Annotated in this window: 25 protein-coding genes; 3 read left to right on the top strand and 22 right to left on the bottom strand. The window is 32.1% G+C overall.

From position 1 onward, the window contains the following. Positions 1-37: 37 nt before the first annotated feature. Positions 38-907 carry a helix-turn-helix transcriptional regulator gene (locus tag ACYQ19_RS07200; protein WP_459978756.1) on the bottom strand — a complete coding sequence of 290 codons (870 nt, stop codon included), beginning with the start codon at positions 905-907 and terminating at the stop codon, positions 38-40. 315 nt (positions 908-1,222) lie between these two features. Here ACYQ19_RS07200 and ACYQ19_RS07195 point away from each other — a divergent pair, with 315 nt between their 5' ends. Then, complete coding sequence (locus ACYQ19_RS07195) at positions 1,223-1,978, top strand: SDR family NAD(P)-dependent oxidoreductase (protein ID WP_459978755.1); 756 nt, start codon at positions 1,223-1,225, stop codon at positions 1,976-1,978. Here the strand turns inward: ACYQ19_RS07195 and ACYQ19_RS07190 are convergent. Both ACYQ19_RS07190 and asnB read right to left on the bottom strand, forming a co-directional pair. Beyond that, a complete protein-coding gene (locus tag ACYQ19_RS07190) occupies positions 1,975-2,742 on the bottom strand; it encodes a magnesium transporter CorA family protein (RefSeq protein WP_459978754.1) in 768 nt (255 codons plus the stop codon). The two genes, ACYQ19_RS07195 and ACYQ19_RS07190, sit on opposite strands and share 4 nt — an antisense overlap. Further along, positions 2,739-4,439: an asparagine synthase (glutamine-hydrolyzing) gene (asnB, locus tag ACYQ19_RS07185; RefSeq protein ID WP_459978753.1), complete on the bottom strand. Its 1,701-nt coding sequence runs from the start codon at positions 4,437-4,439 to the stop codon at positions 2,739-2,741. The genes ACYQ19_RS07190 and asnB overlap by 4 nt, the downstream gene beginning before the upstream one ends. Before the next feature lie 41 nt (positions 4,440-4,480). Between asnB and ACYQ19_RS07180 the strand changes: the two genes are divergently transcribed. Then, entirely contained in the window at positions 4,481-5,266 is a 786-nt protein-coding gene (locus tag ACYQ19_RS07180) for a hypothetical protein (protein ID WP_459978752.1), read from the top strand. Here ACYQ19_RS07180 and ACYQ19_RS07175 read toward each other — a convergent pair. The 12 genes from ACYQ19_RS07175 to ACYQ19_RS07120 all read right to left on the bottom strand — a co-directional run bounded on the left by ACYQ19_RS07175 (position 5,263) and on the right by ACYQ19_RS07120 (position 15,402). Continuing rightward, positions 5,263-6,333 carry a hypothetical protein gene (locus tag ACYQ19_RS07175; protein WP_459978751.1) on the bottom strand — a complete coding sequence of 357 codons (1,071 nt, stop codon included), beginning with the start codon at positions 6,331-6,333 and terminating at the stop codon, positions 5,263-5,265. The two genes, ACYQ19_RS07180 and ACYQ19_RS07175, sit on opposite strands and share 4 nt — an antisense overlap. Positions 6,334-6,381: 48 nt before the next feature. Beyond that, positions 6,382-6,888 (bottom strand): hypothetical protein, encoded by a 507-nt coding sequence (locus tag ACYQ19_RS07170; RefSeq protein ID WP_459978750.1) that lies wholly within the window; start codon positions 6,886-6,888, stop codon positions 6,382-6,384. A 71-nt stretch (positions 6,889-6,959) separates the two neighbouring features. Beyond that, positions 6,960-7,856, bottom strand: coding sequence for a radical SAM protein (locus tag ACYQ19_RS07165; protein ID WP_459978749.1), 897 nt, complete (start codon positions 7,854-7,856; stop codon positions 6,960-6,962). Positions 7,857-7,902: 46 nt separating this feature from the next. Continuing rightward, positions 7,903-8,427: a YqhA family protein gene (locus tag ACYQ19_RS07160; protein ID WP_459978748.1), complete on the bottom strand. Its 525-nt coding sequence runs from the start codon at positions 8,425-8,427 to the stop codon at positions 7,903-7,905. Continuing rightward, entirely contained in the window at positions 8,427-9,458 is a 1,032-nt protein-coding gene (locus tag ACYQ19_RS07155) for an aspartate-semialdehyde dehydrogenase (RefSeq protein WP_459978747.1), read from the bottom strand. Before ACYQ19_RS07155 ends, ACYQ19_RS07160 begins: the two co-directional genes overlap by 1 nt. A 9-nt stretch (positions 9,459-9,467) precedes the next feature. Beyond that, entirely contained in the window at positions 9,468-10,583 is a 1,116-nt protein-coding gene (locus ACYQ19_RS07150) for a sigma-54-dependent transcriptional regulator (protein ID WP_459978746.1), read from the bottom strand. Next, positions 10,580-10,711 (bottom strand): hypothetical protein, encoded by a 132-nt coding sequence (locus ACYQ19_RS07145; protein ID WP_459978745.1) that lies wholly within the window; start codon positions 10,709-10,711, stop codon positions 10,580-10,582. The genes ACYQ19_RS07150 and ACYQ19_RS07145 overlap by 4 nt, the downstream gene beginning before the upstream one ends. Positions 10,712-10,916: 205 nt before the next feature. Further along, positions 10,917-11,507 carry an LPP20 family lipoprotein gene (locus ACYQ19_RS07140; RefSeq protein WP_459978744.1) on the bottom strand — a complete coding sequence of 197 codons (591 nt, stop codon included), beginning with the start codon at positions 11,505-11,507 and terminating at the stop codon, positions 10,917-10,919. A 46-nt stretch (positions 11,508-11,553) separates the two neighbouring features. Further along, a complete protein-coding gene (gyrA, locus tag ACYQ19_RS07135; RefSeq protein ID WP_459978743.1) occupies positions 11,554-14,004 on the bottom strand; it encodes a DNA gyrase subunit A in 2,451 nt (816 codons plus the stop codon). Positions 14,005-14,044: 40 nt separating this feature from the next. Next, positions 14,045-14,299 (bottom strand): ComF family protein, encoded by a 255-nt coding sequence (locus ACYQ19_RS07130; RefSeq protein ID WP_459978742.1) that lies wholly within the window; start codon positions 14,297-14,299, stop codon positions 14,045-14,047. Between the two features lie 292 nt (positions 14,300-14,591). After that, positions 14,592-14,807, bottom strand: a complete 216-nt coding sequence (locus ACYQ19_RS07125; RefSeq protein WP_459978741.1) for a hypothetical protein — start codon at positions 14,805-14,807, stop codon at positions 14,592-14,594. 55 nt (positions 14,808-14,862) lie between these two features. Then, on the bottom strand, positions 14,863-15,402 hold the full coding sequence (locus ACYQ19_RS07120) for a DUF3293 domain-containing protein (protein ID WP_459978740.1): 540 nt from the start codon (positions 15,400-15,402) through the stop codon (positions 14,863-14,865). Between the two features lie 44 nt (positions 15,403-15,446). On the opposite strand from ACYQ19_RS07120, the gene ACYQ19_RS07115 reads away from it, so the two are divergent. Further along, entirely contained in the window at positions 15,447-15,887 is a 441-nt protein-coding gene (locus tag ACYQ19_RS07115; protein ID WP_459978739.1) for a hypothetical protein, read from the top strand. A 54-nt stretch (positions 15,888-15,941) separates the two neighbouring features. On the opposite strand, the gene ACYQ19_RS07110 is transcribed toward ACYQ19_RS07115, so the two are convergent. The 7 genes from ACYQ19_RS07110 to ACYQ19_RS07080 all read right to left on the bottom strand — a co-directional run bounded on the left by ACYQ19_RS07110 (position 15,942) and on the right by ACYQ19_RS07080 (position 24,350). Continuing rightward, entirely contained in the window at positions 15,942-17,450 is a 1,509-nt protein-coding gene (locus ACYQ19_RS07110) for a lytic transglycosylase domain-containing protein (RefSeq protein ID WP_459978738.1), read from the bottom strand. Next, entirely contained in the window at positions 17,447-17,722 is a 276-nt protein-coding gene (locus ACYQ19_RS07105) for a YggT family protein (protein WP_459978737.1), read from the bottom strand. The genes ACYQ19_RS07110 and ACYQ19_RS07105 overlap by 4 nt, the downstream gene beginning before the upstream one ends. Then, entirely contained in the window at positions 17,719-19,023 is a 1,305-nt protein-coding gene (gene gltX / locus ACYQ19_RS07100) for a glutamate--tRNA ligase (RefSeq protein WP_459978736.1), read from the bottom strand. The genes ACYQ19_RS07105 and gltX overlap by 4 nt, the downstream gene beginning before the upstream one ends. Before the next feature lies 1 nt (position 19,024). Then, positions 19,025-20,503: a methyl-accepting chemotaxis protein gene (locus ACYQ19_RS07095; RefSeq protein ID WP_459978735.1), complete on the bottom strand. Its 1,479-nt coding sequence runs from the start codon at positions 20,501-20,503 to the stop codon at positions 19,025-19,027. A 3-nt stretch (positions 20,504-20,506) separates the two neighbouring features. Next, positions 20,507-21,091, bottom strand: a complete 585-nt coding sequence (locus tag ACYQ19_RS07090; protein ID WP_459978734.1) for a PAS domain-containing protein — start codon at positions 21,089-21,091, stop codon at positions 20,507-20,509. 46 nt (positions 21,092-21,137) lie between these two features. After that, the gene (locus tag ACYQ19_RS07085; RefSeq protein WP_459978733.1) at positions 21,138-21,503 is read right to left on the bottom strand and encodes a hypothetical protein; all 366 of its coding nucleotides are present in this window, start codon (positions 21,501-21,503) and stop codon (positions 21,138-21,140) included. A gap of 246 nt (positions 21,504-21,749) precedes the next feature. Beyond that, entirely contained in the window at positions 21,750-24,350 is a 2,601-nt protein-coding gene (locus ACYQ19_RS07080; protein WP_459978732.1) for an ATP-dependent Clp protease ATP-binding subunit, read from the bottom strand. Positions 24,351-24,417 lie beyond the last annotated feature (67 nt).

Raw genomic sequence — 24,417 nt, 5'->3', positions numbered from 1 at the left:
GAAGAATAATATGTATTGATATCGTATTATGGCGGATTTAACTCTTTAAATAATCTTTTATATCTTCTTTTAATTCCTCATCAAGCCATTTTGGCTCAATTACCTTAATTTGAGGTAAGAAACTTTTGATAAATCTTTTTATTTCCATTTCATGGGTTATTTTTATTTCAAAAACACTTCCTCCATTAGGCAGTGTTTCTATTTCTCGTTGCGTTGGATTTAGTGGGATTCTTTTTAAGTATTTACTTGCCCACTCGTCAGCTTTTAAGATAACTCTAAAAGGTTTTTTATCAGGCTCAAACCATATATTTATTGCATTATCAAGTTTTTCAAGAAAAGCAGGGGAAATTTCAAAAGTTTTATCTGTTTTAGTTATATTTTTCATAGATTTTAGATGAAAAGTTTTGTATTTATTGCTATCAAGTGCCAAAAGATACCAATATCCTTCAAAGTTTGCAATTTTAAGAGGTTTTACTTCATATTCGTATCCGTTATCATAAATAAATTTAATAACTCTTTTTTGTTTTATGGCGTGTTCTATTAAATTAACTTCCTTAATATAATCTCCGATGTTTTCAATATGAAGTTTCATATATGTTGATAAAGAGTTTTGTTTGATTGTTTTAATAAAATCTTTAATATCATTATAAAAACCCACTTCTTTTGCAAAATTTTCAATTGCTTCAATCGCTCCCGTTATTTCAGGATTTTTGTTTGCAAGTCTGAATTTTCTACCGACTTTTTCAATTGGAAACCCTGCATCAGGTAAATATTCGTTCAAATACCTGCTGGCAGTCCTTTCACTCATTCCGTAATCATTCATAAGTCCTTTAATAGTTACATATCCGCCGCTGTAAAGAATATTGAGAATTTTAAGAAGATTGTTTAAAGTTTCTTTTGTTCTCATATATTGCCTTTTTAATACAATTATAACTTTTTAGCGTCATATTGTGGCAGGTTTAGTTTATAATAATCTTATTATTTTGGATTTTTTATCAGTTATCCTCTTATAATAATTTAGAGTATTCATCTTATTCTTATTCTTTCAAAATTAAGCATGTTCTATGTAAAATTTATATTTTTTTAAACTAAATAATTTTATTATTTTTTCGCAATAATAAATCCTTTTGGTAACCTTCCGGATAATGTGATTTTAACAATAACATCATAAACTACAATATTAAATTTTTCTTTTGTTATAATGCGTTAAAAAAGGCATACAATGAATTTCATAGAAGGAAAAATCGCTCTTATTACAGGTGCAACTTCCGGAATAGGAAAAGCAACTGCAAAAGCTCTAAACGACATGGGTGTAAATCTGATACTAACCGGAAGAGACGAAAAAAAACTAAACGAACTTAAAAACACCCTTGATGTTCAGACTCTTGCATTTACATTAGATGTAAAAGACAAAGAAGCGGTAACTAAAACCATAGAGCAAATTTTACAGATTACCCATATAGATATTCTTATAAACAATGCTGGACTTGCTTTAGGGCTAGAACCAATTGATGAAGGGAATATTGAGGACTGGGAAACAATGATTGACACAAATATCAAAGGTGTTTTATACGTGACAAAACCTATATTTAAACACATGAAAGAACGAAACGAAGGTCATATTGTAAACTTAGGCTCAGTAGCAGGCAAAACACCTTATCCCGGTGGAAATGTTTATGCAGCTACCAAAGCGGCTCTTCATTCCCTAAACGAAAGTATGAATATAGATGCATACGGAACAAACATAAAAGTATCAAACATTGCACCGGGTGCGGTTGAGACGGAATTTTCAAACGTAAGGTTCAAAGGTGATAAGAAAAAGGCAAAAAAAGTATATGAAGGATACACTCCACTTAATGCTGAAGATATCGCAAACGCAATTATATGTGTGCTAAACACTCCTCCTCACGTAAACATCCAGTATATGGATATAATGCCTACCAATCAGAGAAACCCTTATATGCTTTATAGAAATTAATTTTTCATAAGCTTCCAAATAAAAAACACAAACGGCACTTCAAAAAGCACTGAAAGTCCTATGGCTTTCAGCGTTCCCTGTGGATCCTGCGTAAAAGGAAGTCCTCCGGTATTCATACCGAAAAACCCTGTAATTAAGGTAAGTGGGAGGAAAATCGCAGAAAGAATTGTCAAAATGAACATTATATTATTCATTTTTTCATCCTGCTTTGCTTTAAAAAACTCATACAGATAATCAAGTTTTTCTATTGCGTTTTTAGAAAACCTGAATGCCCTGTCTATATGTTCGGCCAAATCTTTAAATGCAAGTTCATCCAAATTATTTTTGTAATATTTCATAAATCTCTCAAACGCTATAAGACTATGACCCATTAACCTCTCAATCAATACAAGCTCTTTTTTATATTTAAGCCAGCTGTTTGAAAAATCCACAGGCATATCATTTTCATACAAATCATCTTCCATTTTAGCTATTGCTATATGAAGTTTGGATATCTTGGCTAAGATTTTATCCACTCTTACATCAAGGTATTCATACAAATCACCAAACGTCCCCAAAAGTTCAAACTCTTTTGTTTTTCTGTCATATTTATATACTTTATTCTCTTTAATCAAAAAAGCATATGAAACCACTTCAACATTTTCTTCATTTATAAAAGGAAGTCTAAGAATTAATATCGAATAATCACCTGTTAATTCAAAGTCACTAGGATGGTCTTTGTTTTCGATATCATCAATTAAATATTTGTTTATTTTAAATTTCATAAAAATTCCTTTTTTAAAAACCTGCTGAAAAGATAAAGCGTCCAAAGATGCTGTTTATACCTTTTATGCCCGGTTTTAATTATTTCTTTTAAATACTCTTCGTTAAATATTTTCGTTTTTCTATTAACATCTATTATCAAACGAAGTTCATTCTCTTCTTTGAGCCACTCCAAAAACGGAAACGCAAAACCTTTCTTTCGGCGGTTGACTATTTCCAAAGGAACGTATTTTTTAGCTATTTCTTTTACAATCCATTTATTTTTACCTCTAATTTCTTCAGGCAGAGAAAAAACGAAGTTTACCAAATCTCTGTCCAAAAAAGGACTTCTTGCCTCAATATTGTTTGACATAAACATTTTATCAAGTTTCATTAACAAAACTTCACCTACCCACACTTTTAGATCAAAATAGGTAAAATCAAAACTTCCCCATCCTTTCACAAATCTCTTGTAATCAACTTCATGAGCGTTTTTTTTAAGGGCTCTGTTTATCTGTCTTTGAAAAAACGTTTCATTGATTCCCCTAAATACAACTTCATCCGCAAAAAACCGCCTGAATATTTCCCATTCCTTTATATCCTCGGGATATCTTTCAAGGTATTTTTTCAGCCATTTTTTATTCGGTAAAAACGCATCAAAAAAACCCAAATATTCATTATATCTTCTATATCCCAAAAACAGCTCGTCACTTCCCTCACCACTTAATACCACTTTTAAAGGTATGTTTTTGGCAAGGTAATTTGCGGGGAAAAAACTGCTGTCGGCTACAGGTTCGTCCATTGAAAAAAGCACATTTTCAAATTCGTCAAAAAACTCTTTTTTAGTGTAATTTACTTCGTAATGTTCGCTTTCGATATATTCGGCTGTTAATTTTGCATATCTTCTTTCGTCATAATTTTCATACCCTTCATAACCTATACTGAATGTTTTAATCCTGCCGTATCTTGACATAATGGCCGCAATCAGACTGCTGTCAACCCCGCCGCTCAATAATGAGCCTATCTCGACCTCCCCCATAAGTCTTTTTTCAACAGAGCTTGTTAAAAGTTTTTCAACTTCAATAATACAATTCTCAATTCTCCATTCTACATTCTCAATTCTATTAAAATCGTGCCACCTTTTAATATCCCCGTCATAATAACATCCCGCAGGTAGTTTATAAATTCCCTCATAAATGGTATTCGGGGCAATTGAAGAATTGTATGCCAGATATTCGCTTAAAGCATGGAAATTAAGATTTTTTTCAACAAAAGGCAATATTGCTTTTATTTCGCTTGCAAAAATACCGCTTTTGGTAAAATAAAGAGGTTTTTTACCGAATTCATCCCTGAAAAGATAAAGTTTTTTATCATACACGGCAATCGCAAACATTCCATCGAGTTTTTTTACGAATTCAACACCGAATCTGCTCCAAAGCTCATACAAAACCTCAACTTCTGTATTCGCATTTAGCCGGTAGTCGTCAATCAGTTTTTTATAATTATAAATCTCGCCATTAAACATTACAACAACACCATTTTTATATAACGGCTGAATATTCTTATCCCTGTTTTCGATTGCAAGCCTGTTAAATCCGAAAATCCCAAAAGGAGTCTGTATTATTCTTTGATAATCAAAGCCTCTGTGGGTCATTAGATTTAAGGCATATTTAAATTTTTCTATGTTATTATTATCTAATATTCCAAGTATTGCACACAAACCGGACCTTTTTTGTTAAAATTCTACCAAAAAGGATTTCAATGAAAGATATTTTCAAATATACGTTTTTAACAGTAGCTGAAATAAAAAAATTTTTACTTGTAATTGTTTTGGTTTCAATATTATCTGTTATACAGGCATTCCCGGTTATAAGTATTGTTTCATTTATTTTTGAAAAACTTATTTATTTAAGTATTGGGGTATTATTAATTTATATCGTTAAAATAACAAACAATGACAAAGAATATTATGCAACTCTTGAAAAGCAGCCTTTTAGCACATTTTTGCTTCATTTTATCCCGAGTGCTATGGGAATAATGCTTGGCTTATTTTTAATCATTACATTTTTTGCCGCATTTTTTATAATTATTTTAAAATTTACAAATTCTATTTTTATTTTGGCTAATCCTCACGATTTTATATTAGCTGTATCAAAAACAACTCTAATAACAAAAATACTGCTTGGTTTTTTCAGTGTATATCTGCTGTTTTATTCATACATATTTTTAGGAAAACTAGGTGAAGCTTTAAGTAAAGAAACATTTAAAGAAAGCTTCTTAAGTATAATCTCAAGCGTTATAGATTTTAAATTCTGGGTAAACACATTTAATTTAAAATATATAGGAATTTATTTTGTTTGGAGTTTATTGGTAGGAATAATTTATTCTATAATATCGTTTGCTTATCTGTTTTATATTTTTCCGCTTATTCTTACACATCCTAATATGAGTCTTATAATAATCCCTCTACTTGTAGCTATTACGACTATTATGACTTACTTTACTTTTTTCAGTGCATATTTTGCATATAAAACCACAAAGAATTAAGCGATATCCATCGCACTTTGCGGTTTTTCTTCTAATATTTGAATATTTTCAGCATTTTTAGGAACTTCAACAATTTTTGTTTTGGTAATTACCCTTTTTGGTAAATAAATCTCTTTTCCTCTTACATGAATTGTAGTAGGTGAAATTTCCATTTGATATGATACTTTTACGCCCCATACTTTATTTCCGAATTTGTTTTTATATTCCCCAGGACCTTCTATTGAAATATTTTGTGCGTTTTTTGGAAAATAAATTCTTTTAGCATATTCTCTTTTTCTTACAGGATGATAATAAACAAGCCACAATACTCTCGCTCCTTCTTTATATTTCATTTCGGTAGGAATATATGTGCTTGCTTTTTCCTCTTCTATCAATAATTTATCAAGATATGCTTCAGGCGTTGTTTCAAAATCGTTTTCATTAATTGACTGATAATATCTATCCCATTCATTTACCTGAGCAATAATGTTTATGAGCTCAATACTTCTTTCTTTTTCAGTGTTTATAAGTTTATCTATTGCTGCAAGGACACCTTCATCAAAGTGTATTTTGAAGCTTTCCAAGTAAGGCAGTGTAGAAATAATATCAACGGCTCTTTTTAATTTATCCAAACATTCTACATCTTCACATAATACTGCTGCTTTTCTAATTTCACAGAAATTGCTTCTTATATCTTCTAATATTTCTACGCTGTTTTGAAGTGTAAATACAGACGAAGTGAGTTCCTTAACAACTTCTTCAGGAATTTTTTTCAGTTCTTCATCAATATTAATTTCTTTTTTCCAAGGCTCATATTCTTTACTAAACCCTTTAAACTTAGAAACATAATTTGCAGTTTTTACACTCGCCCTATTTTCTTTTATAGCTACATCTCTTAACTTTTCGATCTCGTCACCGAATTTCTTTTTCCAAAAAGGTGAAAATGTAAGTGTGCATAAATAATCACTTCTCTTTTTTAGATCAGTAAGTTCAGCGGCACTATTAACTTTAAGCATTTCATCACGTATTAAGCAGTTAATTCTGCTGATATCTTCTATATTCTCAACTTTTCCGTATATTCTTCCCATCTTCCCCTCCTCTTTTTTATATATTATATCAGAAAAGTTGAGTATATGTCAATCAGTTTTATTAAATCTTTTTCTTGATACAAATAAATAAATTAACGCCACGGCAGGAACAACGCTAACACCAAATAAAAAACTTATATAATCAAATATATTGTTTTTACTAAGCCATAAAAAACCAGCTATAAGTGCAACATAACCAAAAATTCTAATAAAATTAAAACCGCCTTTGAAATAAAAAAGAATCGCCTCATACCATTTAAGTTTTCTTTTTTTGTATTTTTCAAGTTCTTTTTGTTGAATTTCATCCTCTTCGTCATCAAGATTATAAGGATCTTCGTATTTTTTCAAAATATCTTCCCCGACATTCCCGTTTTGTAATTGTGCTTTTACCATATTGGAATATCCTATAAAACTGCCTAAGATTATTAGAGAAACGCTAAAAAACGCTATTTGCGTGTTATACAGCCATATCATATTGTCTTCAAGATAACAAAAAACGACAATACCAACATCTACCGCAATAAGGACTCTTAACACGTTTAAAAATTCTCTCATTATACTCCTTAATTTTTATAAATGTTTTTTACAAAATTTCTTATTTTCCATTGTCCATTTTACATTTTCCATTAAATTAGCGCCTTATAAAACTTAATTCCGCCTACCCATACTTCTTCTATTAAATTTTCTTTCATTGCATCGTTAAATATTCTCAAAGTATGCTCATCAAAAATATTTTTAATATCAGTTTCACTAAAAGGTCTTTTTTTCAGTGTTGTTAAAAGTTCTTCTTTTGTCAAATTCTCTATTTTAAAATTAATTTTTTCTCTTGTCGGTATGAAAATGTGCTGATTTTCTATTTTTCTTGAAAGTTCAAACAGCTTTTCAATACTTACACCTTCAACATTGTAAGCGGGCGGTCTGTCTATTGTGGAAATATCCACTCTGTCGGGTTTGATATTTCTCAATACCTCGTTTATTTTTTCAAATTCTTCTTCTTTGTCGTTTATTCCCTTTACGACTAAAATTTCTATAATCAGTTCACCTTCATATATTTTTCTAAATTCAATCATTCCTTCAATTATTTTATCTATATCTATACTTTTATGAGGTCTGTCGATTTTTTTAAATATTTTAGGGGTTACGGCATCAAGGGAAAGTTTTACTATGTCAAATTTACAAAGAGTGTTTTGAATATTTTTATTGTGTATTGTAGATGAATTACTCAAAATCAGAAGTTTATGCTCTTTTATTTTATCAATTAATTCATCAAGATATGGATAAAGAGTCGGCTCGCCATTGCTTGTAATTGTCAATACCTCAAAATCAAATTTTTTAACGGCCTGCTTAATTTCATTTAATATCTCTTCTGGATCCGGTGGATTGTCATATATCACAACAGGCTTGGCAGGTTCAAGTTCGCAGTAAATGCAGTCGAAATTACATCTTTTCTTATCGGGGGAGAGGTCCACTCCAAGACTCATTCCAAATCGTCTTGAAGCAACAGGACCGAAAATATATTTCATAACATATCCTTAACTTTTCATTATTAGCTTTACACTTTTAATTTAATTAATGTTCGCCTTTATGCATGTAATAAAGAGCAAGCGCCAAAGCCAAAATACTGCCGGCAAGATAAAGCATCTCTATAGGGGTTGCAAATTCCATATGCATAACTTTTTTAAAGAAACTAACAATCAAAACCATAACAACTACTTTTCCGAGTTTGTCTTTAAGCTCATCAAGACTGTGGATTGCAAGAATTTTATTACCCACTTCGCTGTTTTCAGCATCATCTATTTCACTTATAAACAATTCATAAATACCAAAAGCAAAAATCAAAAGCACCACAGCAATCAGATATAAATCAACCGCCCCTATAATCCCGCCGATCAATTCTTCGTGGAAATTGTCAGGATGGTAGTGCATAAAGAAATATTTATAAGTTATAACCGCCATATGCCATATATCCGCACTCGCAATTAAAAAAAGCGCAATCGCTCCTATCATTCCGAAAATTACGGCCAAAACCGATATCAGCCTGCCCTTCCACAGAGCACCTTCAAATAATGCTTCAATAATTCCTCTTTTTTCCATTATTTTTCCCCTTCCATTTCAATCCATTTTTTAGCAATTCTAACTGCATTTGTAGCGGCACCCACTCTAATCTGATCAGCCACATTGAAGAAATGTAAAACTTTTGGGTCATATAAATCTTTTCTTATTCTTCCCACATATACATAATCCGTATCAGTCGCAATTATTGGCATTGGGTATTCGTTTTTTTCAGGATTGTCTATTACTTTTACATCTTCAAAAGCCGACAATACTTCTCTTGCTCTTTCCACGCTGACCTCTTTTTCACAATAAATGGTAATGGCTTCGCTGTGACTTCTTAAAACCGGCACCCTTACACATGTAGGTGCAACCTGTATGTTTGAATGCATAATTTTATTTGTCTCGTTTACCATTTTCATCTCTTCTTTGGTAAATCCGTTATCCATAAATTTATCAATATGAGGTATCACATTTAGAGCGATTTGATGCTGAAAAACTTCTCTTTCTTCCACTTTTTTGTCAAGTTTAAAGTTAAACAAAGCCCTCATCTGTTCAAACAGCTCTTCCATTCCTTTTTTCCCTGCACCGCTTACTGCCTGATAAGTAGCCACATCAACTCTTTTAATTCCAAATTCTTTGTGAAGCGGTGCAAGAGAAATTACCATCTGAATGGTTGAACAATTGGGATTTGCAATAATCCCCGTTTTTTTCCATAAAGCTATGTCTTCCGGGTTAACTTCAGGCACAACCAATGGCACATCCGGGTTCATTCTGAAATAACTTGTATTATCAATCACAACAGCACCCGCTTTTGCAGCGCATGGCGCAAATTTGGCACTAACACTCCCCCCAGCTGAAAAGAACGCAATATCGATTTCCTCTTCTTCAAACACTTCACAAGTAAGCTCTTTTACTTTTAATGTTTCACCTTTAAACTCAACTTCCCTTCCCACGCTTCTTGCACTTGCAAGCGGCACAAGTTTTTTAACCGGTATATCATACTCTTCAATAACCCTTAAAAGTTCCTCACCTACTGCTCCTGTCGCTCCTGCTATAGCAATGTTATACATTATTACTCCTTATATTAAAATCAAATCTTCTTTTTTTATTACATCAGAATCACTTAATATAACAGCCCTTTCTATTACATTAATAAGTTCTCTTATATTTCCGGGCCAATCATATTCAAGCAGTCTATTTTTGGCTTCCTCGCTTAATATTTTGTTTTCAAAGCCGTATTCCTGAATAGTTTTACTTAAAATACTTTCCGCAATCGGAATTATATCGTTTTTTCTCTCTCTTAAAGGCGGAATTTTTATAGGAATGGTATTAAGTCTGTAATATAAATCTTCTCTAAATTTATTGTTTTTAATCATTTCATCAATATTCTGATTTGTCGCACTGATTATTCTTACATCAAGCTTTATAGGTTTAGTCCCTCCAAGTCTGAAAAACTCTTTTTCCTGTAAAATTCTTAAAAGTTTCGCCTGAAGATTATAAGGCATTTCACCTATTTCATCCAAAAAAATCGTCCCGCCCTGTGCGAGTTCGAAAAGTCCTGGTTTACTTTGCGTGGCATCGGTAAAAGCACCTTTTTCATACCCGAAAAGTTCACTCTCAATCAGGTTTTCGGGAATAGCACTCATGTTTACTGCTATAAATTCGCCCCTACCTGAATTTTTATGAATAAATCTCGCAAATTCTTCCTTTCCGACCCCGCTTTCACCCAAAAGCATCACGTTTGCCATTGTAGGTGCAACTTTTTTTGCTATTTCAAGTATTTTGAGTGTATTTTCGTCATTTGCTATAAATTTCGGTTTAAATTCCGCTTTTTTACCTTTTGTTTTTTCTTTGACTTTTCTTTTTCTCTCAATCGCTGCTATTAAATCCTCAATTTCAAAAGGTTTTGTCAAAAAATCCTTCACACCGAGTCTCAATGCTTCTATAGCTTTATTAAGCGTTGCATTTCCAGTAATCATAATTACGTCATATTTTCCGTTTAGCTCTTTTACAAACTCAATTCCGTCCATTTTAGGCATCGTAATATCGCTTATTATCAAATCAATACTATCATCAAGTTTTTTAAGAGCATCAAGGGCATGCCTGAATTCGACCACTTCATACCCTTCACTTTTAAGTGCAAGTGAGAGTGATTTTCTCATATTTATATCATCTTCAACCACGGCTATTTTCATTTATCACCTTTTAGATAAAAGTATGCTGTCTGATTTTTTATAATAATATCAAATCTGTGAGGTAAAAAAACTATTTTAACCCTGTCATTTTTAGAATATTCAGCATTAATTATAGTTTTATATTGCAATAAATGATCGATTATTTCATTTTTATATTTTTTACATATTTTTATAGCATCATTATAATTTACATCTAATTTAAATAAAAATTTTTTATTTGAGTTTATATTAGTTAAACATTTCGAACATTCAAGTTTTGAGGAAATAAGAACAGAATTTTTAATAACAGCAGTATATGAGAGATAATAATCGGCAAAAAGAAAAAGGGGAAGACTAATTATTGTTAATATATTTATTCCATTTCCTTACATCAAGTTTAACACTCATAATAACTTTATAAATCCCGTCTTTAAAAGTCTCTTCTTGGATACATGCACCTCTGATAAGCCCGTAAACATCTGTTCTAACTTCTGAATTTTTAAGCATCAAATCTTTAACGGTTTCCCTTCCTTTTACCCTAATTCCATACATTTTTTCTGCAAGAGCCCTGTATGCATCGGCAATTGCCGCACGTCTTGCCATTACTCTTGCTTGAGGAACACTTTGTGCATTAACTGGTGCCACACCAAGTCCTTCAACCTGCAAAGTCACAATTGGACTCTGTTTAAGAACAGGTGTGTTTTCTATTGTCGCATCTACATTTATAGAATTGATTTCAACATTTTCTTTTTTATTATTTTTTGTTGCGCTATTTTTAGCTTCAGGCTGTTGAAGAGGCGGTAAAATATTAACCTCATTTTTAATCACCTGCTGTGAGTTATACGGCTGAGGCTGATTATTTTGAGTTTTTGCCGGCGTATCACTCGTAGTAGTGGCACATCCTAAACTAAACAGAGCAAAAGATGCGATTATTAATTTTTTCATTCTTAAGCCTTTTTTGTTTTCAATATCGGCATTTTTAAAAATAATTTTACTCTTCATCGTCAAAAAGAGTCCCTTCCTCTTCTTTTTCGCTTGGTGTTTTAGCAAGTGAAACAACTTTGTCATCCGAATCAAGTTTAACTACCCTTACACCTTGCGTATTTTTACCGGTTTTTGAAATGCTTTCAATTGACACCCTGATCATTTTACCACTGCTTGTTAACACCATTAAATCATGATCTTTTTCTGTTGCCACTACACCTACAAGATCACCTGTTTTGTTTGTAAGTTTCATAGCAATTACACCCTTACCTCCTCTGTTTGTAAGTCTGTAAAGACTTGCTTCAGTTCGTTTTCCAAATCCTTTTTCACTAAGTGTCAATATTTCCTGAGATTCATCTTTTAGGGCCAGTGCACCCACAACCTCGTCACCTTCGATTTTGAATCTTATTCCTGTAACCCCTCTTGCAGTTCTTCCCATTTCCCTAACAGTATCGACCGGAAATCTGATTGCCATACCTTTTTTTGTTACGATAAAGAGTTCTTTATCGTCAGGTTCTACTATTTTGGCTGTTACAAGTTCATCTCCCTCATCTATGGTTATGGCTCTTACTCCGGTGCTTCTAATGTTTTTAAATTCGCTTAGATTCGTTCTTTTTACTATTCCGTTTTTAGTAAAGAACGCCAAAGATTTATTTTCATCAAAATCTTCCGTTTTGATAATTGTCTGTATTTTTTCATCCTTATCAAGATTGATAAGGTTTACAATCGCCTTACCTTTACTCGTTCTGCTGCCTTCCGGAATTTTATAAACTTTTAGCCAGTGCAGCTGTCCTTTATCCGTAATAATCATAAGCGTATCGTGCGAATTCGCCACATAAAAGTCTTCGATAAAATCGTCTTCATAAATCGTGAGGGCTTTTTTACCTTTACCGCCCCTGTTTTGTCTTTCATACGCTTTTAGAGGAACTCTTTTTACATATCCCCTGTGAGTGATGGTTACAACCATTTCCTCATTAGGAATTAAATCTTCTATATCGATTGCGTCGTAATCCTCTTCAATGTTTGTAAGTCTTGGGGTTGGATATTTTTTCTTAATTTCAAGAAGTTCGTCTTTAATAACCCCGTTTAAAATATTTTCGTCTTTAAGAATAGAATTTAAATATTCTATTTTTTCCATTAATTCTTTATATTCGTTTTCAAGTTTTTCAACTTCAAGAGATGTTAATCTTGCTAGTCTCATATCAAGAATGGCCTGAGCTTGAATATCTGTAAGCTCAAATCTGTTAATTAAATTTTCTTTGGCTTCTTTCGTGTCGTTTGATTTTTTGATTATTTCAACAACTTCGTCAATGTTTGCAAGCGCAATTAAAAGCCCTTCTAATATGTGTGCTCTTCTTTTTGCTTCTTCAAGTTCGTAAATGGTTCTTCTGATAACAACCGTTTTTCTATGCTTAATGAAAATATCAAGTAACTCAAAAAGATTGAAAAGTTTAGGCTGTTTGTCATAAATTCCCAGCATATTAATACCGAAGCTTACCTGAAGCTGGGTGTGTTTATAAAGATTGTTAAGAATAATTTCGCTCATTGCATCTTTTTTAAGCTCAATTACAACCCTGATACCTTCCCTGTCACTCTCATCTCTTACTTCGCTTATTCCGTCTATTACTTTATCTTTTACAAGATCACTTATTTTTTCGATTAATTTGGCTTTGTTCACCTGGAAAGGAAGTTCGTCTATTACGATTACCTCTTTATTTCCTTTATGTTCAATGTGGTGTTTTGCCCTGATTTTAATGCTTCCTCTGCCCGTTTTATAAGCTTCAATAATTCCGCTTTTTCCAAAAATCGTCCCGCCTGTAGGAAAATCAGGACCTTTTACGAATTGAAGAATATCTTCAAGCGTAGCGTCTTTATTATCAATCATATAAATAAGCGCGTCAATCAGCTCTTCTAAATTGTGAGGCGGGATGTTTGTAGCCATCCCTACGGCGATACCGCTGCTTCCGTTTACTAAAAGATTTGGAAATCTTGCAGGAAGAACTACCGGTTCTCTTTCCGTTCCGTCGTAATTCGGAATAAAATCAACGGTGTCTTTATCTATATCTTTTAACAATTCCTCAGCAATTTTAGTAAGTCTGGCTTCCGTGTATCTCATAGCTGCGGCGTTGTCGCCGTCAATACTACCGAAGTTACCCTGCCCGTCAATTAAAGGCATTCTCATAGAAAACGGCTGAGCCATTCTTACAAGCGCTTCATATACAGCGCTGTCTCCGTGAGGATGATATTTACCGATAACATCCCCTACGATTCTTGCTGATTTTTTATATGCACTTCCGGCTGTTATGCCCATTTTATACATTGCGTAAAGTATTCTTCTGTGAACAGGCTTAAGTCCGTCTCTAACATCCGGAAGAGCACGTCCTACAATTACACTCATTGAATATTCAAGATAGCTTTTTGAAAGTGTCTCTTCAATACTAACAGGAATTACTTGCATCAATATCCTTTAATCTATTTTTGGAATATATTATACCAAATTATTTTTTTAAATTTGCCAAAACTACGCTTAAAGCAACATTTACACCTCTTTTTTCAAGACACTCTTTAGCTTCGTTTAAAGTAATTCCCGTTGTAGATATGTCATCAACCAAAATCACATCTATATTTTGAGGTCCGGAATATTTAAAATTTCTCGGATTTTGAAGTCTAAACTGCAGAGTTTTTCCGGCATATCGGACTTTGTTTGTAGAATGCAAGACATTAAAAAGAGGGTTTAAATATCTTGTTTTCATGGAATTCGCCATAACAGCTGTATGAGAGTAACCTTTATCGATTCTGTCATCAATGGGTATTATAAAAAATTTTTCATTTAATTGACTTGCAAAAAACTTAATGGAATTTTGTGAAAGTATTTTAAAAACCCTGTCTCCGAATTTATGGTATTTATATTTTATGAAATGTTCTATTGTTTCGTAATCGTAAAAAGAAAGAATATTGTCTTTTTTTCTTATTCTCGGTTTCAGATACCTGTTTTGACACTCTTTACAAATTATGTCAAACGAAAATTTTTCACATACAATACACTTAAAAATCGTCTTCCTTTTTCTTTCCGTATTTTATAAGCAAATAAACGGCTATAACCGCACCGATACTGAAAAGCGCCGCACCTGAATAAAAAACTTTGTCATTACCAGCAGCAGTCCCGCCCATTATCATACCAATGGCAATAAACATAATAAAAGCGGCACTAACACCAGCAATTTCCGGAAGCGTAAATTTTCTGTCTTTGTAATCCTGCATTGTTATTCCTTTTTATATTTGTAATTAAAGTTATAAATTTTAACAATATACAACCTTAAAAGGTTTTAGCGTAATGCTTTTTATAAAAATATTGCATTATATCTTTTTCATTTTCGCACTCTGTAATAGAAATATATTCCCCGCTGTTGTAAAATATTGAATGTTGATCAAATTTTCTGGCAATTTCAAGTGCGTCTTTTTTTTCAATGTCATAAATTATAAACGATTTTTCACTATAATCAAAAAGTTCGCCGATACTTAAATAACTCTCATATCCAAACGCCTTTATAACACTTTCAAGCTCCGTGTTTCTTAGAAAATTAAGAAAGTCATTATAAATCATCCCTTTGGGATTATAGGCGGTTATAATAGCAAATTTTCTTTTCAAAACTTCAAAATTTTGAGGTAAAAACTGAAATGAAATCCATTCCCTTCCGCTTAAATTATGAATCATAAATTTTGTATATTTTAAATAATCTTTATATTTTTTTTTAAAATCAAGCACTATTTCACCATCTACCAACAGAGCGTCTTCCGCCTCGTCGTAAACACATTTTCCTATATAATCCCCTATACCTATTACGTTGAATCTCAACAGAATCCTTTTTTTGTTATAATTTAATCAAAAAAGGTATATAAATGAAAAATATTTTACTGATTTTTATGCTTATATTTACCGGATGTAGCATCAAAACCGCTTTAAAACAAGATCCGTTATACGAACAAACATTAACCTATACCCAAAGAGGTCAAATTATTAATTCTCTTGAGACAAAAGCCTTAATTGACGCCGTTTATCTCAACCCTCTTTTCAAAGATAAATTTTCAAACCCTACATTCTTAATCGGTGTATATAATGATTTTGACAACGTATTGACAAATGATGAGTTTAATTTAACCCTAAACGGCCAAAAACCGGTAAAAATTTCCAAAGACATACCTTCTTTTATTTTATATAAAAAGTTTCCTTTTTATAACGAATGGATGAATTATTATATCGTAGAATTCAATCAAACACAAAAACCTTATGTTTTGGAATACAAAAGCAAACACTGGGGTGAAGTCAAATTTAAGTTTTAAAAACAAGAAAGTAAAGGTGCAAATACAATAGTAGGGATGTTTAAATTAGGTTCCTTACTTACCAAGCACATTTATTTTTCCATGAAGCAGTTTATGAAGAGTTATGTTTTTATCCCCGAAAATATGGCTGTAAATTATATAATTGGCTATAACCTTTTTTCCGTATTCCCTGCTTTCATCATACGGCACGAGTTCCATACTTAAAAACGGCTCATATTTGCCTTTGTATTTAAAATAACTTTTAATTTTTCTGTTTACAAAACCGATTCCGCCGTTGTATGCATACGCCACCATTAACGGATCTTCAAGTTTTGAAAATAGCCATTTTATATGCTTTACACCAAGCTTGATATTTTCATTGTAATCAAACTGATTAAAAACATCGCTTCCGTAATCCCTTATTAGAAAAGGCATTATCTGCATGGTTCCCAAAGCATAGCTTCTACTCACACTTGCTGGAATAAACCTGCTCTCCTGTCTTGCAATGGCATAAACAAATGCTTTTAAAGACACATTATTATCATTATAAAAATCCGGCGTTATAAAAATATTGTATTTAAATTTAAAAGCTTTATCCAAAACAAGTGCTTTTAGTGCGATACTTTTGTTTGAATCAAGTTCTTTTGCAAAAGAAAAAAGGTCTTTTCTTTTTTTAAATTCGTCCCAAAATTTCAAAACATCCCAAGGATTAGTCTGATCGTATTTCGGTTTTTTCACGCTGTTGTAAACTATTTTATTTTTAATAAAAAACTTTTTATTTACCTCTTCATAGGCATATAACGTATAAATATCCACCCTTGGATTTTGAAGAAGCTGTTCTTTAGCCGCTTTGTTTCCGAGTGTCCACATCCAAAACAGAATTTTAGAATTCTTCTTGTTAATTGAATACAATATTTTTTTTGCCAGTTTTTCGTTTTTGTTTTTCAATGCGTTTAAAAAAAGCCACCATTTGACTTTATCGTTAAATTTTTTATAATTTAATTTCATTAAAGAGTGCTGAATTTTAGGGAGATTGTTTAAAACGGAATATTTAACGAACAGATGAAAATACTTATCTTCAAAAATTGAAAAATCACTAATGTTTTGATCAATTTTATTATCAGGAAAATTTAAAATAAAATAATACCCCAAATCCCTGTCTTTAAACACATTACTGAAATTATTGCCAATAAATGCATTCACCGCCTTTTTTATTTTACCATCAGGCAGATTTTCATACAGATATTTCAAATCATCCTTTTTAAGCTTTGAAATCGTTCTTAAAGAAAGTCCGTTATTAAGAATACAGCTTATATCCACTTCCTTTAAATATTCGGGCTTTACGTTTATACATCTGTATATATCCCTAAAAAGCCAGTCTTTTTGAGACAGAATCCTTAAATGTTTAAACGGCTTTTGTTTATACATTGCATTATATGCTTTATAAGCCAAAACGGAAGAATTACTCTCCCTCATAAACTCGGTAAGGTAAAAGTCCCTCACATAGCTTTTGGGATGGGTAAGAATTTCCGAAAGATTTAAAGAAAAAAGAAAAAGCGGAATCAGTAGGAAAAAGAGCCTCATAATGAAATTATTATATTATTTATAAGTATCTGTAAAAACTGAAGCGCTAAAATCAATATAATAGGCGCAATATCAAATCCGCCGAATGTAGTAGGAATATAGCGTCTTATCCATCTGTAAACCGGTTCCGTTACATTCCACAGAAATCTTACAATAGGATTATACGGATTTGGCTGAACCCATGTAATTAGTGCCGCAATTATAACAACCCACATATATAAATTAATAACGATTGATATAAACTGAAGTATCGATATTAATAGCGTATTCATCTATACTCCTTAATTATCATTTTAAGATACGGCTTCATTATAGCATATAAATCTTTAATTTCAGGCCCCTGCTTACTGCCGACCATAAGCATTCTAAGAGGCATAAATAGTTTTTTACCTTTTAGCCCTGTATTTGCGATAATTCTGTTTTTAAACTCATTATAATCATCTTCAAACTCATTATCTAAAATCTCTTTTTTAAGAATTTCAATCTCTTCACTAAACTCGTCAAACTCTTTTTTTTCAAAAATCGAATCTAGCTTTTCTTTTAATTCTTTGATAGTTGAAACTTCATCAAGGTAAAGTCTCGCCAGAGGTTCATACTCTTCGTGATATCCGATATATCTTGTAAGTTTTTCTATTTTTTTCATATGTTCTTTGTTGATAAATCTGAGTTTAGCCAAGTCAAATTTAGCAGGTGCTTTTGAAATTTTGGTAATATCAAAAAATTCAATGGCCTCTTTAAGGGTAAATATTTCATTTTCAAAGCTGTTTCCAAGCAGTATTAAATAATTTGCAATCGCTTCAGGTAAAAACCCTTCTTCCAATAACCATTTAACCGAGCTTGCGTTATCACGCTTGCTCATTTTTTTACCTTCTTCATTTAAAATAATAGGCAAATGGGCATATTTGATCTCTTTATCATAACCTAAAGCATCCCTGATTGCTATCTGTTTTGGAGTATTGCTTAAATGATCTTCCCCCCTTATTACCAAAGAAATATCATAAAGCATATCATCAACTGCACATGCAAAATTGTATGTAGGTGTAAAATCTTTTCTCATAATTATAAAGCTGTCAATTTCAAACGGCGAAAAATCAAATTCACCTTTTATCAAATCATTAAATTTTATATTGTTTTGAGGTTTTTTAAGTCTGACTACAAAAGGTGTTTTTTTATCTAAGTATTTTCTTATCTCAGTTGAACTTAAATTTTCACACCTTCCGCTGTATCTGTAAGGTCTTTTTTCTATTTTGGCTTTTTCTCTTTGAAAATTTATTTCATCCTCATCACAAAAGCAGACAAAAGCTTTTTTATCATCTAAAAGTTTTTTTGCCATTTGTTGATGAATATGCAAATTTGCGGACTGATAAACTACGTTATCGTATTCGATTCCAAAAAGTTTTAAAATATCGAGTATTTCTTTATCTTTTCCTTCTATATTTCTTTCTTTGTCGGTATCTTCAATTCTGATTAATAATTTTTCATTTTTCTGTTTTGCCACTATATAATTAAAAATGGCAACCCTTAAATTTCCTATATGCATATCTCCCGTTGGACTTGGCGCAAATCTTAACATTTTACTCCTTAGACTTTTCTAATAATTCAGCCACAATATTGTTTTGTGTGGCATATTCAGCAAGTTTATCCAGTTCTGAAAACGTAAGTTTAGCATATTTTTCAAGTTCAACCAGTTTTTCATAATACCAGTTTGGATTATATTTTGTAATTCCTTCTTCTTGAACTTTCATTAAAATTTCTCTACCAATATCATGTATTTTTTTATGATATTTAATTAAATTATTCATTTCTTTAAAGTTTTTCAGCAATTCTTTAATTTCAGGTTTATTTAGCCATTTTCCAAGTTTGCATGTTTCTTCATTTATTTTAAATATAGCTTCATCAACTTCTTCTTTGGTAATTGCAGAATAAATATTTGATTTATAAATTATATGACCGATTTTGAATGTTATAAAAATTAGTTTTAATGTGTTTTTATCAGAAATCATACTTACATCTGTAAGCTCTTTTTTTAACACATCAAGAACCTGCTCGAAATTTTGAAGTGTTTCATATGATTTATCACCGATTTTAACTACCTGATTGGTGTTTTCCTCTATTCCGTTAAACTGCTGTTGAAGGGTTTGAATTGTTATTGCTATTTCATTTGTAGCTTTTTGAGTTCTCTCAGCCAAATCCCTTACATTATCTGCTACTACCGCAAAACCTCTCCCATGTTCACCGGCTCTTGCAGCTTCAATTGCAGCATTTAATGCCAAAAGATTAGTCTGATCCGCAATATCTTTAATAAGTTCTACTATATTGGAAATGGAATGTATATTTTCTGCCATTTGAGTTATTTCATGTGAAGTTTCCTGAACTTTTTCACTTAGCATTGAAAAATCATTTTTACTTTCCTGCATCAAGTAATATGTTTTATCGGCTTGATTTGTAGAATCTTTAACTTTTGTTGTAATTTCTTTAAAGGCGTGATCTATTTCAAATATTTCATTCCCTATTCTCTCAAGATTTGCAGTTACACCACCATCTATTTCTACAAATTTTTTTGAAAGTTTACTTATTCTTTCAACTTTTTTAGAAACTTTTAATGACTCTATCGCCTTTTCAAACTCTTCCGCCACGTTTCTAAACTCGCCATGAAGCCCGCTTGGCATTATATATCTATATTCATCCCCATTTATTATTGCTTGAATAGTGTTTTTAGATTCTCTAAGTAAATCTTCAATTTGATCTAGCATTTCATTGATATTCCAACCAATTTTTGTTTCAAGAGTTTCCTCACCATCTAAAATAATTCTACTGGAAAGTTTCCCGTTATATGCTGCCTCTACCGTTTTATCGATTTTTTCAAAAATTTCTTTTTGCTGAGCCTCTATTTTATTTTTATTTGAAGGTAAAAAATGTGCAAGTGCTATAAAAACAACATATAACCCTACCGCTATATATTCTTTTAAATAAATCAAATATGCAAGCAAAATAAAATTAACAAATAAAATAGCAATCAATCTCAACGTCAACATCTCTTTAAACTTTTTCATTTTTTACCCTTTTTGTAAATTAAAAACTAATTCATGATATTTATCTACCACATTTTCATCATTAGCATCAAGCACTTCTTTAAGCAGTTCGTAACTTGCAGCAATACCGCCACTTTTCTCAGCTTCTACAAGCTGCATATAAATTGGTTCTAAAACCTCTATCCCCTTACGTGATGGCTTTTTTCTAAAAGAGGTATAGCCTATAATATTTCCGTTTAAATCCAAATCCGGTGTAATATAAGCTAAAACCCAATAATAGCCGCCGTCTTTTCTTAAATTTTTAACGAATCCGAAAAACTCTTTTTTTGCCTGAATAAGATCCCATAATATTTTAAAAGCGATTTTGGGCATATGGGGATGACGGATAATGTTATGATTTGCTCCTATTAACTCTTCCCTGCTCCAACCTGCCATTTCCACAAATATTCTGTTGCAGTAAGTAATGTAACCTTTTAAATCCGTTTTAGAAACTATAAAATCATTCTCATTCATTACTTTTTCATCATTTGTAATCGTTTTAGGAGCATCAAGTTTTGAGAGTCTTTTCCCCTGTTTTAATTTTTCTTCAATCCGTGCTTGGTCTATCATTTTTTCTCCTTTTTTCCTATTATCCTCTCTTTTCCTCAAATTTTTATTAAAAAGGTTTAAAAAGCGTCAGATAATACATTGAACCAAACATTATGATAGATATCCAATAAATAATTCTTGCTAGCTTAATTGAAATATTTTTATTTTTAAACACAACAAAAGCAAGATATATATTTAAAAGCATTGCTAAGATGTCAATTGAAAGTTTTGTATGTATCCATAAACCGCTTTTTGCGACTTGAGGGAAAGCAAGCATCAATTTTGTTCCGACAAACAGCACAGATAACATTAAAATCAAACTAAGTAAGCCTAATATTTTTGAGTTTTCTCTACATTCAACAGATTTTACAAGTGAAACCATAAAAACTGCCCAACCAAAAACTAACAACATATGCAAATACAATAGATTCATTTTAACCCTTCGTTTTGGAAAAATTATATAAATTAATATTCACTTTGTCAAATAATTGTAATATCAATTTTTGGTATAGTCACTCTTTTGACACTATTGTAGTTTTACTTTTAATACTTGTATATTACATCTAATTTCAATTGAAAACAAACATTAAATCTATAAGAAAAAATTATAGCAATATAAATAAAAACTTATAAAAGTAAAGTGCCAGACACCATATTACAATAGAAAAATTGCAAGGGATTATTTAGGATCCCTTGCAACTTCAGTGCCGTTAACTCTGATGATGATATTGTTATCATCGGCATCAAATTCAACTCTGTCGCCTTCTTTAACTTTTCCTTCAAGAATAAGTTCGGCAAGTCTGTCTTCGATAATTTCAGCAAGCGCTCTTTTAAGCGGCCTAGCACCGAAAATCGGATCGAATCCGACCTCAGCGATAACTTCTTTAACCCTGTCTGTAAGAGTAAGTTCGATTTCTCTCTCAGCCAGTCTTTTTGTAATTTTTCTAAGCAAGATATCAACAATTTCTTTAACCTGCTCTTTGCCAAGTGGATTAAACACAACCACGTCATCAAGTCTGTTTAAAAACTCCGGTTTCATTCTTCTTTTTAGTTCCGCCCAAACTGCTTCTTTTCTGGCTTCTGGGTCTTTAATTTCCATAATAATATCGCTTGCGATATTACTTGTTAAGATAATAATTGTGTTTTTAAAATCAACCGTTACACCTTTGTTGTCAGTTAATCTTCCATCGTCAAGCACTTGTAACAGGATGTTAAATACATCCGGATGCGCTTTTTCGATTTCATCGAACAATATTACGCTATAAGGTCTTCTTCTAACGGCTTCTGTAAGCTGTCCACCTTCCTCATATCCAACATATCCAGGCGCCGCACCGATTAGTTTAGATACGCTGATTTTATCCATATATTCACTCATATCAAATCTAATCATCGCTTTTTCATCATCAAATAAAAATCTTGCCAACGTTTTAGCCGTTTCTGTTTTACCTACCCCTGTAGGTCCTAAGAACATAAAGCTACCAATTGGTCTGTTTGGATCGCCAAGACCCGCTTTATTTCTTTTAATTGCTCTCGCTACGGCTTTAATTGCTTCATCCTGTCCTACCACCCATTTTTTAAGCTCGTCTTCAATATGCAAGATTTTTTCAAGCTCGCTTTGTAACATTTTATTTACAGGAATACCTGTCCATTTACTTACAACATCGGCAACCGCTTCTTCGTCAACCGCATTTTTAAGAAGTGTTCCCTCTTTTAGCATTACTTCCCATTTTTTCTCAAGTTCTTCAAGCTTTTTAGTAAGTTCTACAACTTTTCCGTATTCAATTTCTGCCGCTTTTTGGAAGTTACCTTCTCTTTTAGCGATATCAGCCTGAACTTTTAGCTCTTCAATTTGTTGTTTAATTTCTGCTATTTCTTTTAAAACTCTTTTTTCTTCTTCGAATTTAGCCTCAAGTTTTCTTTTCTCTTCTTCAAGGTTTGCTAGTTCTTTTTCAATTTCCGCAAGTCTTTTTTTGGATTTTTCGCTCTCGCCTTCCATTTGAAGAGCTTCTTTTTCAACCATTAACTGCTCGATTTCTCTTTTAATTTTAGCAAGTTCAAACGGTTCGCTTTCGATTTGCATTTTAATTTCAGCCGCCGCTTCGTCGATTGCGTCTATAGCTTTATCCGGTAAAAATCTATCACTTATATATCTATCAGTAAGTTTAGCCGCAGCAACTAACGCTTCATCTTTAATAATTACGTTGTGGTGCGCTTCAAGTCTTTCTTTAAGTCCTCTTAAGATTCTAATAGCTTCATTTACACTTGGTTCATTAACCATTACAGGTTGGAATCTTCTTTGAAGCGCCGCGTCTTTTTCAAAATATTTTCTATATTCTTTTAAAGTCGTCGCACCGATAGTTCTTAGCTCCCCTCTTGCAAGTGCTGGTTTTAAGATGTTAGCCGCGTCCATACTACCCTCACTCGCACCAGCACCTACAATTGTATGAATTTCGTCTATAAATAATATGATATTAGGATTTGCTTTTACTTCATCCACAACGGCTTTTAATCTGTCTTCAAATTCACCTCTATATTTTGCACCTGCTATAAGTGCGGTCATATCAAGTGCTACGATTTGTTTATTCTGAAGTGATACAGGCACTTCTTTTTTAACGATTCTTTGAGCAAGCCCTTCTACAAGCGCTGTTTTTCCAACACCCGGTTCACCAAGTAAAATCGGGTTGTTTTTAGTTTTTCTTATAAGAATTTGCATCATTCTGTTGATTTCTTCGTCTCTTCCGATTACCGGATCAAGTTTACCTTCTCTGGCTTTCGCCGTTAAATCGATTCCGTATTTGTTAAGTGCGTCAAGTGTTTCATCAGCACTTTTACTTTCAATTTTTTTATCACCTCTTATCGCTTCAAGAGTTTTTTTAAGCTCAAACAAATCTACAAATTTACCTAACGTATCTTTAAATAAATCCATATTTGCAATTAACCACGTATCAACCGCTACATATTGATCTCCAAGTTTAGTGGCAAGTCCTTCTGCTTTTTCAAGAGACTGGATAAGTTCTCTTCCGATTTTAATAGATTCTTTAGTAATATTATCTACTTTTGGAAGTCTGTCAACCGCGCTTTTTAGCTCAAGTTCAATTGCAACCTTATCAACTCCCATTTTATTTAAAGCCTGGTTTAATACAGTATTAGTATTAGTTACAAGCCCCCAAACTATGTGTAATGGATGAACTTCAGGGTTTTTGTTGTGCAATGCTAAGCTTAAACCGCTCTCAAGTGCTTCCATCATTTGATTTGTTAGTTTTTCAAATAATCTTTCCATTTTTCCTCCTTAAAAGTTTTATGTTAATCGTATTATATCACTTTAGTCACTTTATGTCAAGGTTTTT

The sequence above is a fragment of the Nautilia lithotrophica genome (assembly GCF_054656815.1).
Note: the sequence above shows the minus strand (reverse complement) of the source record. Positions and strands in the feature narration are given on the sequence as shown.

Excerpts from the sequence above, each read along its gene's own strand:
- ACYQ19_RS07200 (WP_459978756.1), bottom strand. The coding sequence starts at position 907 with ATGAGAACAAAAGAAACTTTAAACAATCTTCTTAAAATTCTCAATATT.
- ACYQ19_RS07195 (WP_459978755.1), top strand. The coding sequence starts at position 1,223 with ATGAATTTCATAGAAGGAAAAATCGCTCTTATTACAGGTGCAACTTCC.
- ACYQ19_RS07190 (WP_459978754.1), bottom strand. The coding sequence starts at position 2,742 with ATGAAATTTAAAATAAACAAATATTTAATTGATGATATCGAAAACAAA.
- ACYQ19_RS07180 (WP_459978752.1), top strand. The coding sequence starts at position 4,481 with ATGAAAGATATTTTCAAATATACGTTTTTAACAGTAGCTGAAATAAAA.
- ACYQ19_RS07175 (WP_459978751.1), bottom strand. The coding sequence starts at position 6,333 with ATGGGAAGAATATACGGAAAAGTTGAGAATATAGAAGATATCAGCAGA.
- ACYQ19_RS07170 (WP_459978750.1), bottom strand. The coding sequence starts at position 6,888 with ATGAGAGAATTTTTAAACGTGTTAAGAGTCCTTATTGCGGTAGATGTT.
- ACYQ19_RS07165 (WP_459978749.1), bottom strand. The coding sequence starts at position 7,856 with ATGAAATATATTTTCGGTCCTGTTGCTTCAAGACGATTTGGAATGAGT.
- ACYQ19_RS07160 (WP_459978748.1), bottom strand. The coding sequence starts at position 8,427 with ATGGAAAAAAGAGGAATTATTGAAGCATTATTTGAAGGTGCTCTGTGG.
- ACYQ19_RS07155 (WP_459978747.1), bottom strand. The coding sequence starts at position 9,458 with ATGTATAACATTGCTATAGCAGGAGCGACAGGAGCAGTAGGTGAGGAA.
- ACYQ19_RS07150 (WP_459978746.1), bottom strand. The coding sequence starts at position 10,583 with ATGAAAATAGCCGTGGTTGAAGATGATATAAATATGAGAAAATCACTC.
- ACYQ19_RS07140 (WP_459978744.1), bottom strand. The coding sequence starts at position 11,507 with ATGAAAAAATTAATAATCGCATCTTTTGCTCTGTTTAGTTTAGGATGT.
- gyrA (WP_459978743.1), bottom strand. The coding sequence starts at position 14,004 with ATGCAAGTAATTCCTGTTAGTATTGAAGAGACACTTTCAAAAAGCTAT.
- ACYQ19_RS07130 (WP_459978742.1), bottom strand. The coding sequence starts at position 14,299 with ATGAAAACAAGATATTTAAACCCTCTTTTTAATGTCTTGCATTCTACA.
- ACYQ19_RS07125 (WP_459978741.1), bottom strand. The coding sequence starts at position 14,807 with ATGCAGGATTACAAAGACAGAAAATTTACGCTTCCGGAAATTGCTGGT.
- ACYQ19_RS07115 (WP_459978739.1), top strand. The coding sequence starts at position 15,447 with ATGAAAAATATTTTACTGATTTTTATGCTTATATTTACCGGATGTAGC.
- ACYQ19_RS07110 (WP_459978738.1), bottom strand. The coding sequence starts at position 17,450 with ATGAGGCTCTTTTTCCTACTGATTCCGCTTTTTCTTTTTTCTTTAAAT.
- ACYQ19_RS07105 (WP_459978737.1), bottom strand. The coding sequence starts at position 17,722 with ATGAATACGCTATTAATATCGATACTTCAGTTTATATCAATCGTTATT.
- gltX (WP_459978736.1), bottom strand. The coding sequence starts at position 19,023 with ATGTTAAGATTTGCGCCAAGTCCAACGGGAGATATGCATATAGGAAAT.
- ACYQ19_RS07095 (WP_459978735.1), bottom strand. The coding sequence starts at position 20,503 with ATGAAAAAGTTTAAAGAGATGTTGACGTTGAGATTGATTGCTATTTTA.
- ACYQ19_RS07090 (WP_459978734.1), bottom strand. The coding sequence starts at position 21,091 with ATGATAGACCAAGCACGGATTGAAGAAAAATTAAAACAGGGGAAAAGA.
- ACYQ19_RS07085 (WP_459978733.1), bottom strand. The coding sequence starts at position 21,503 with ATGAATCTATTGTATTTGCATATGTTGTTAGTTTTTGGTTGGGCAGTT.
- ACYQ19_RS07080 (WP_459978732.1), bottom strand. The coding sequence starts at position 24,350 with ATGGAAAGATTATTTGAAAAACTAACAAATCAAATGATGGAAGCACTT.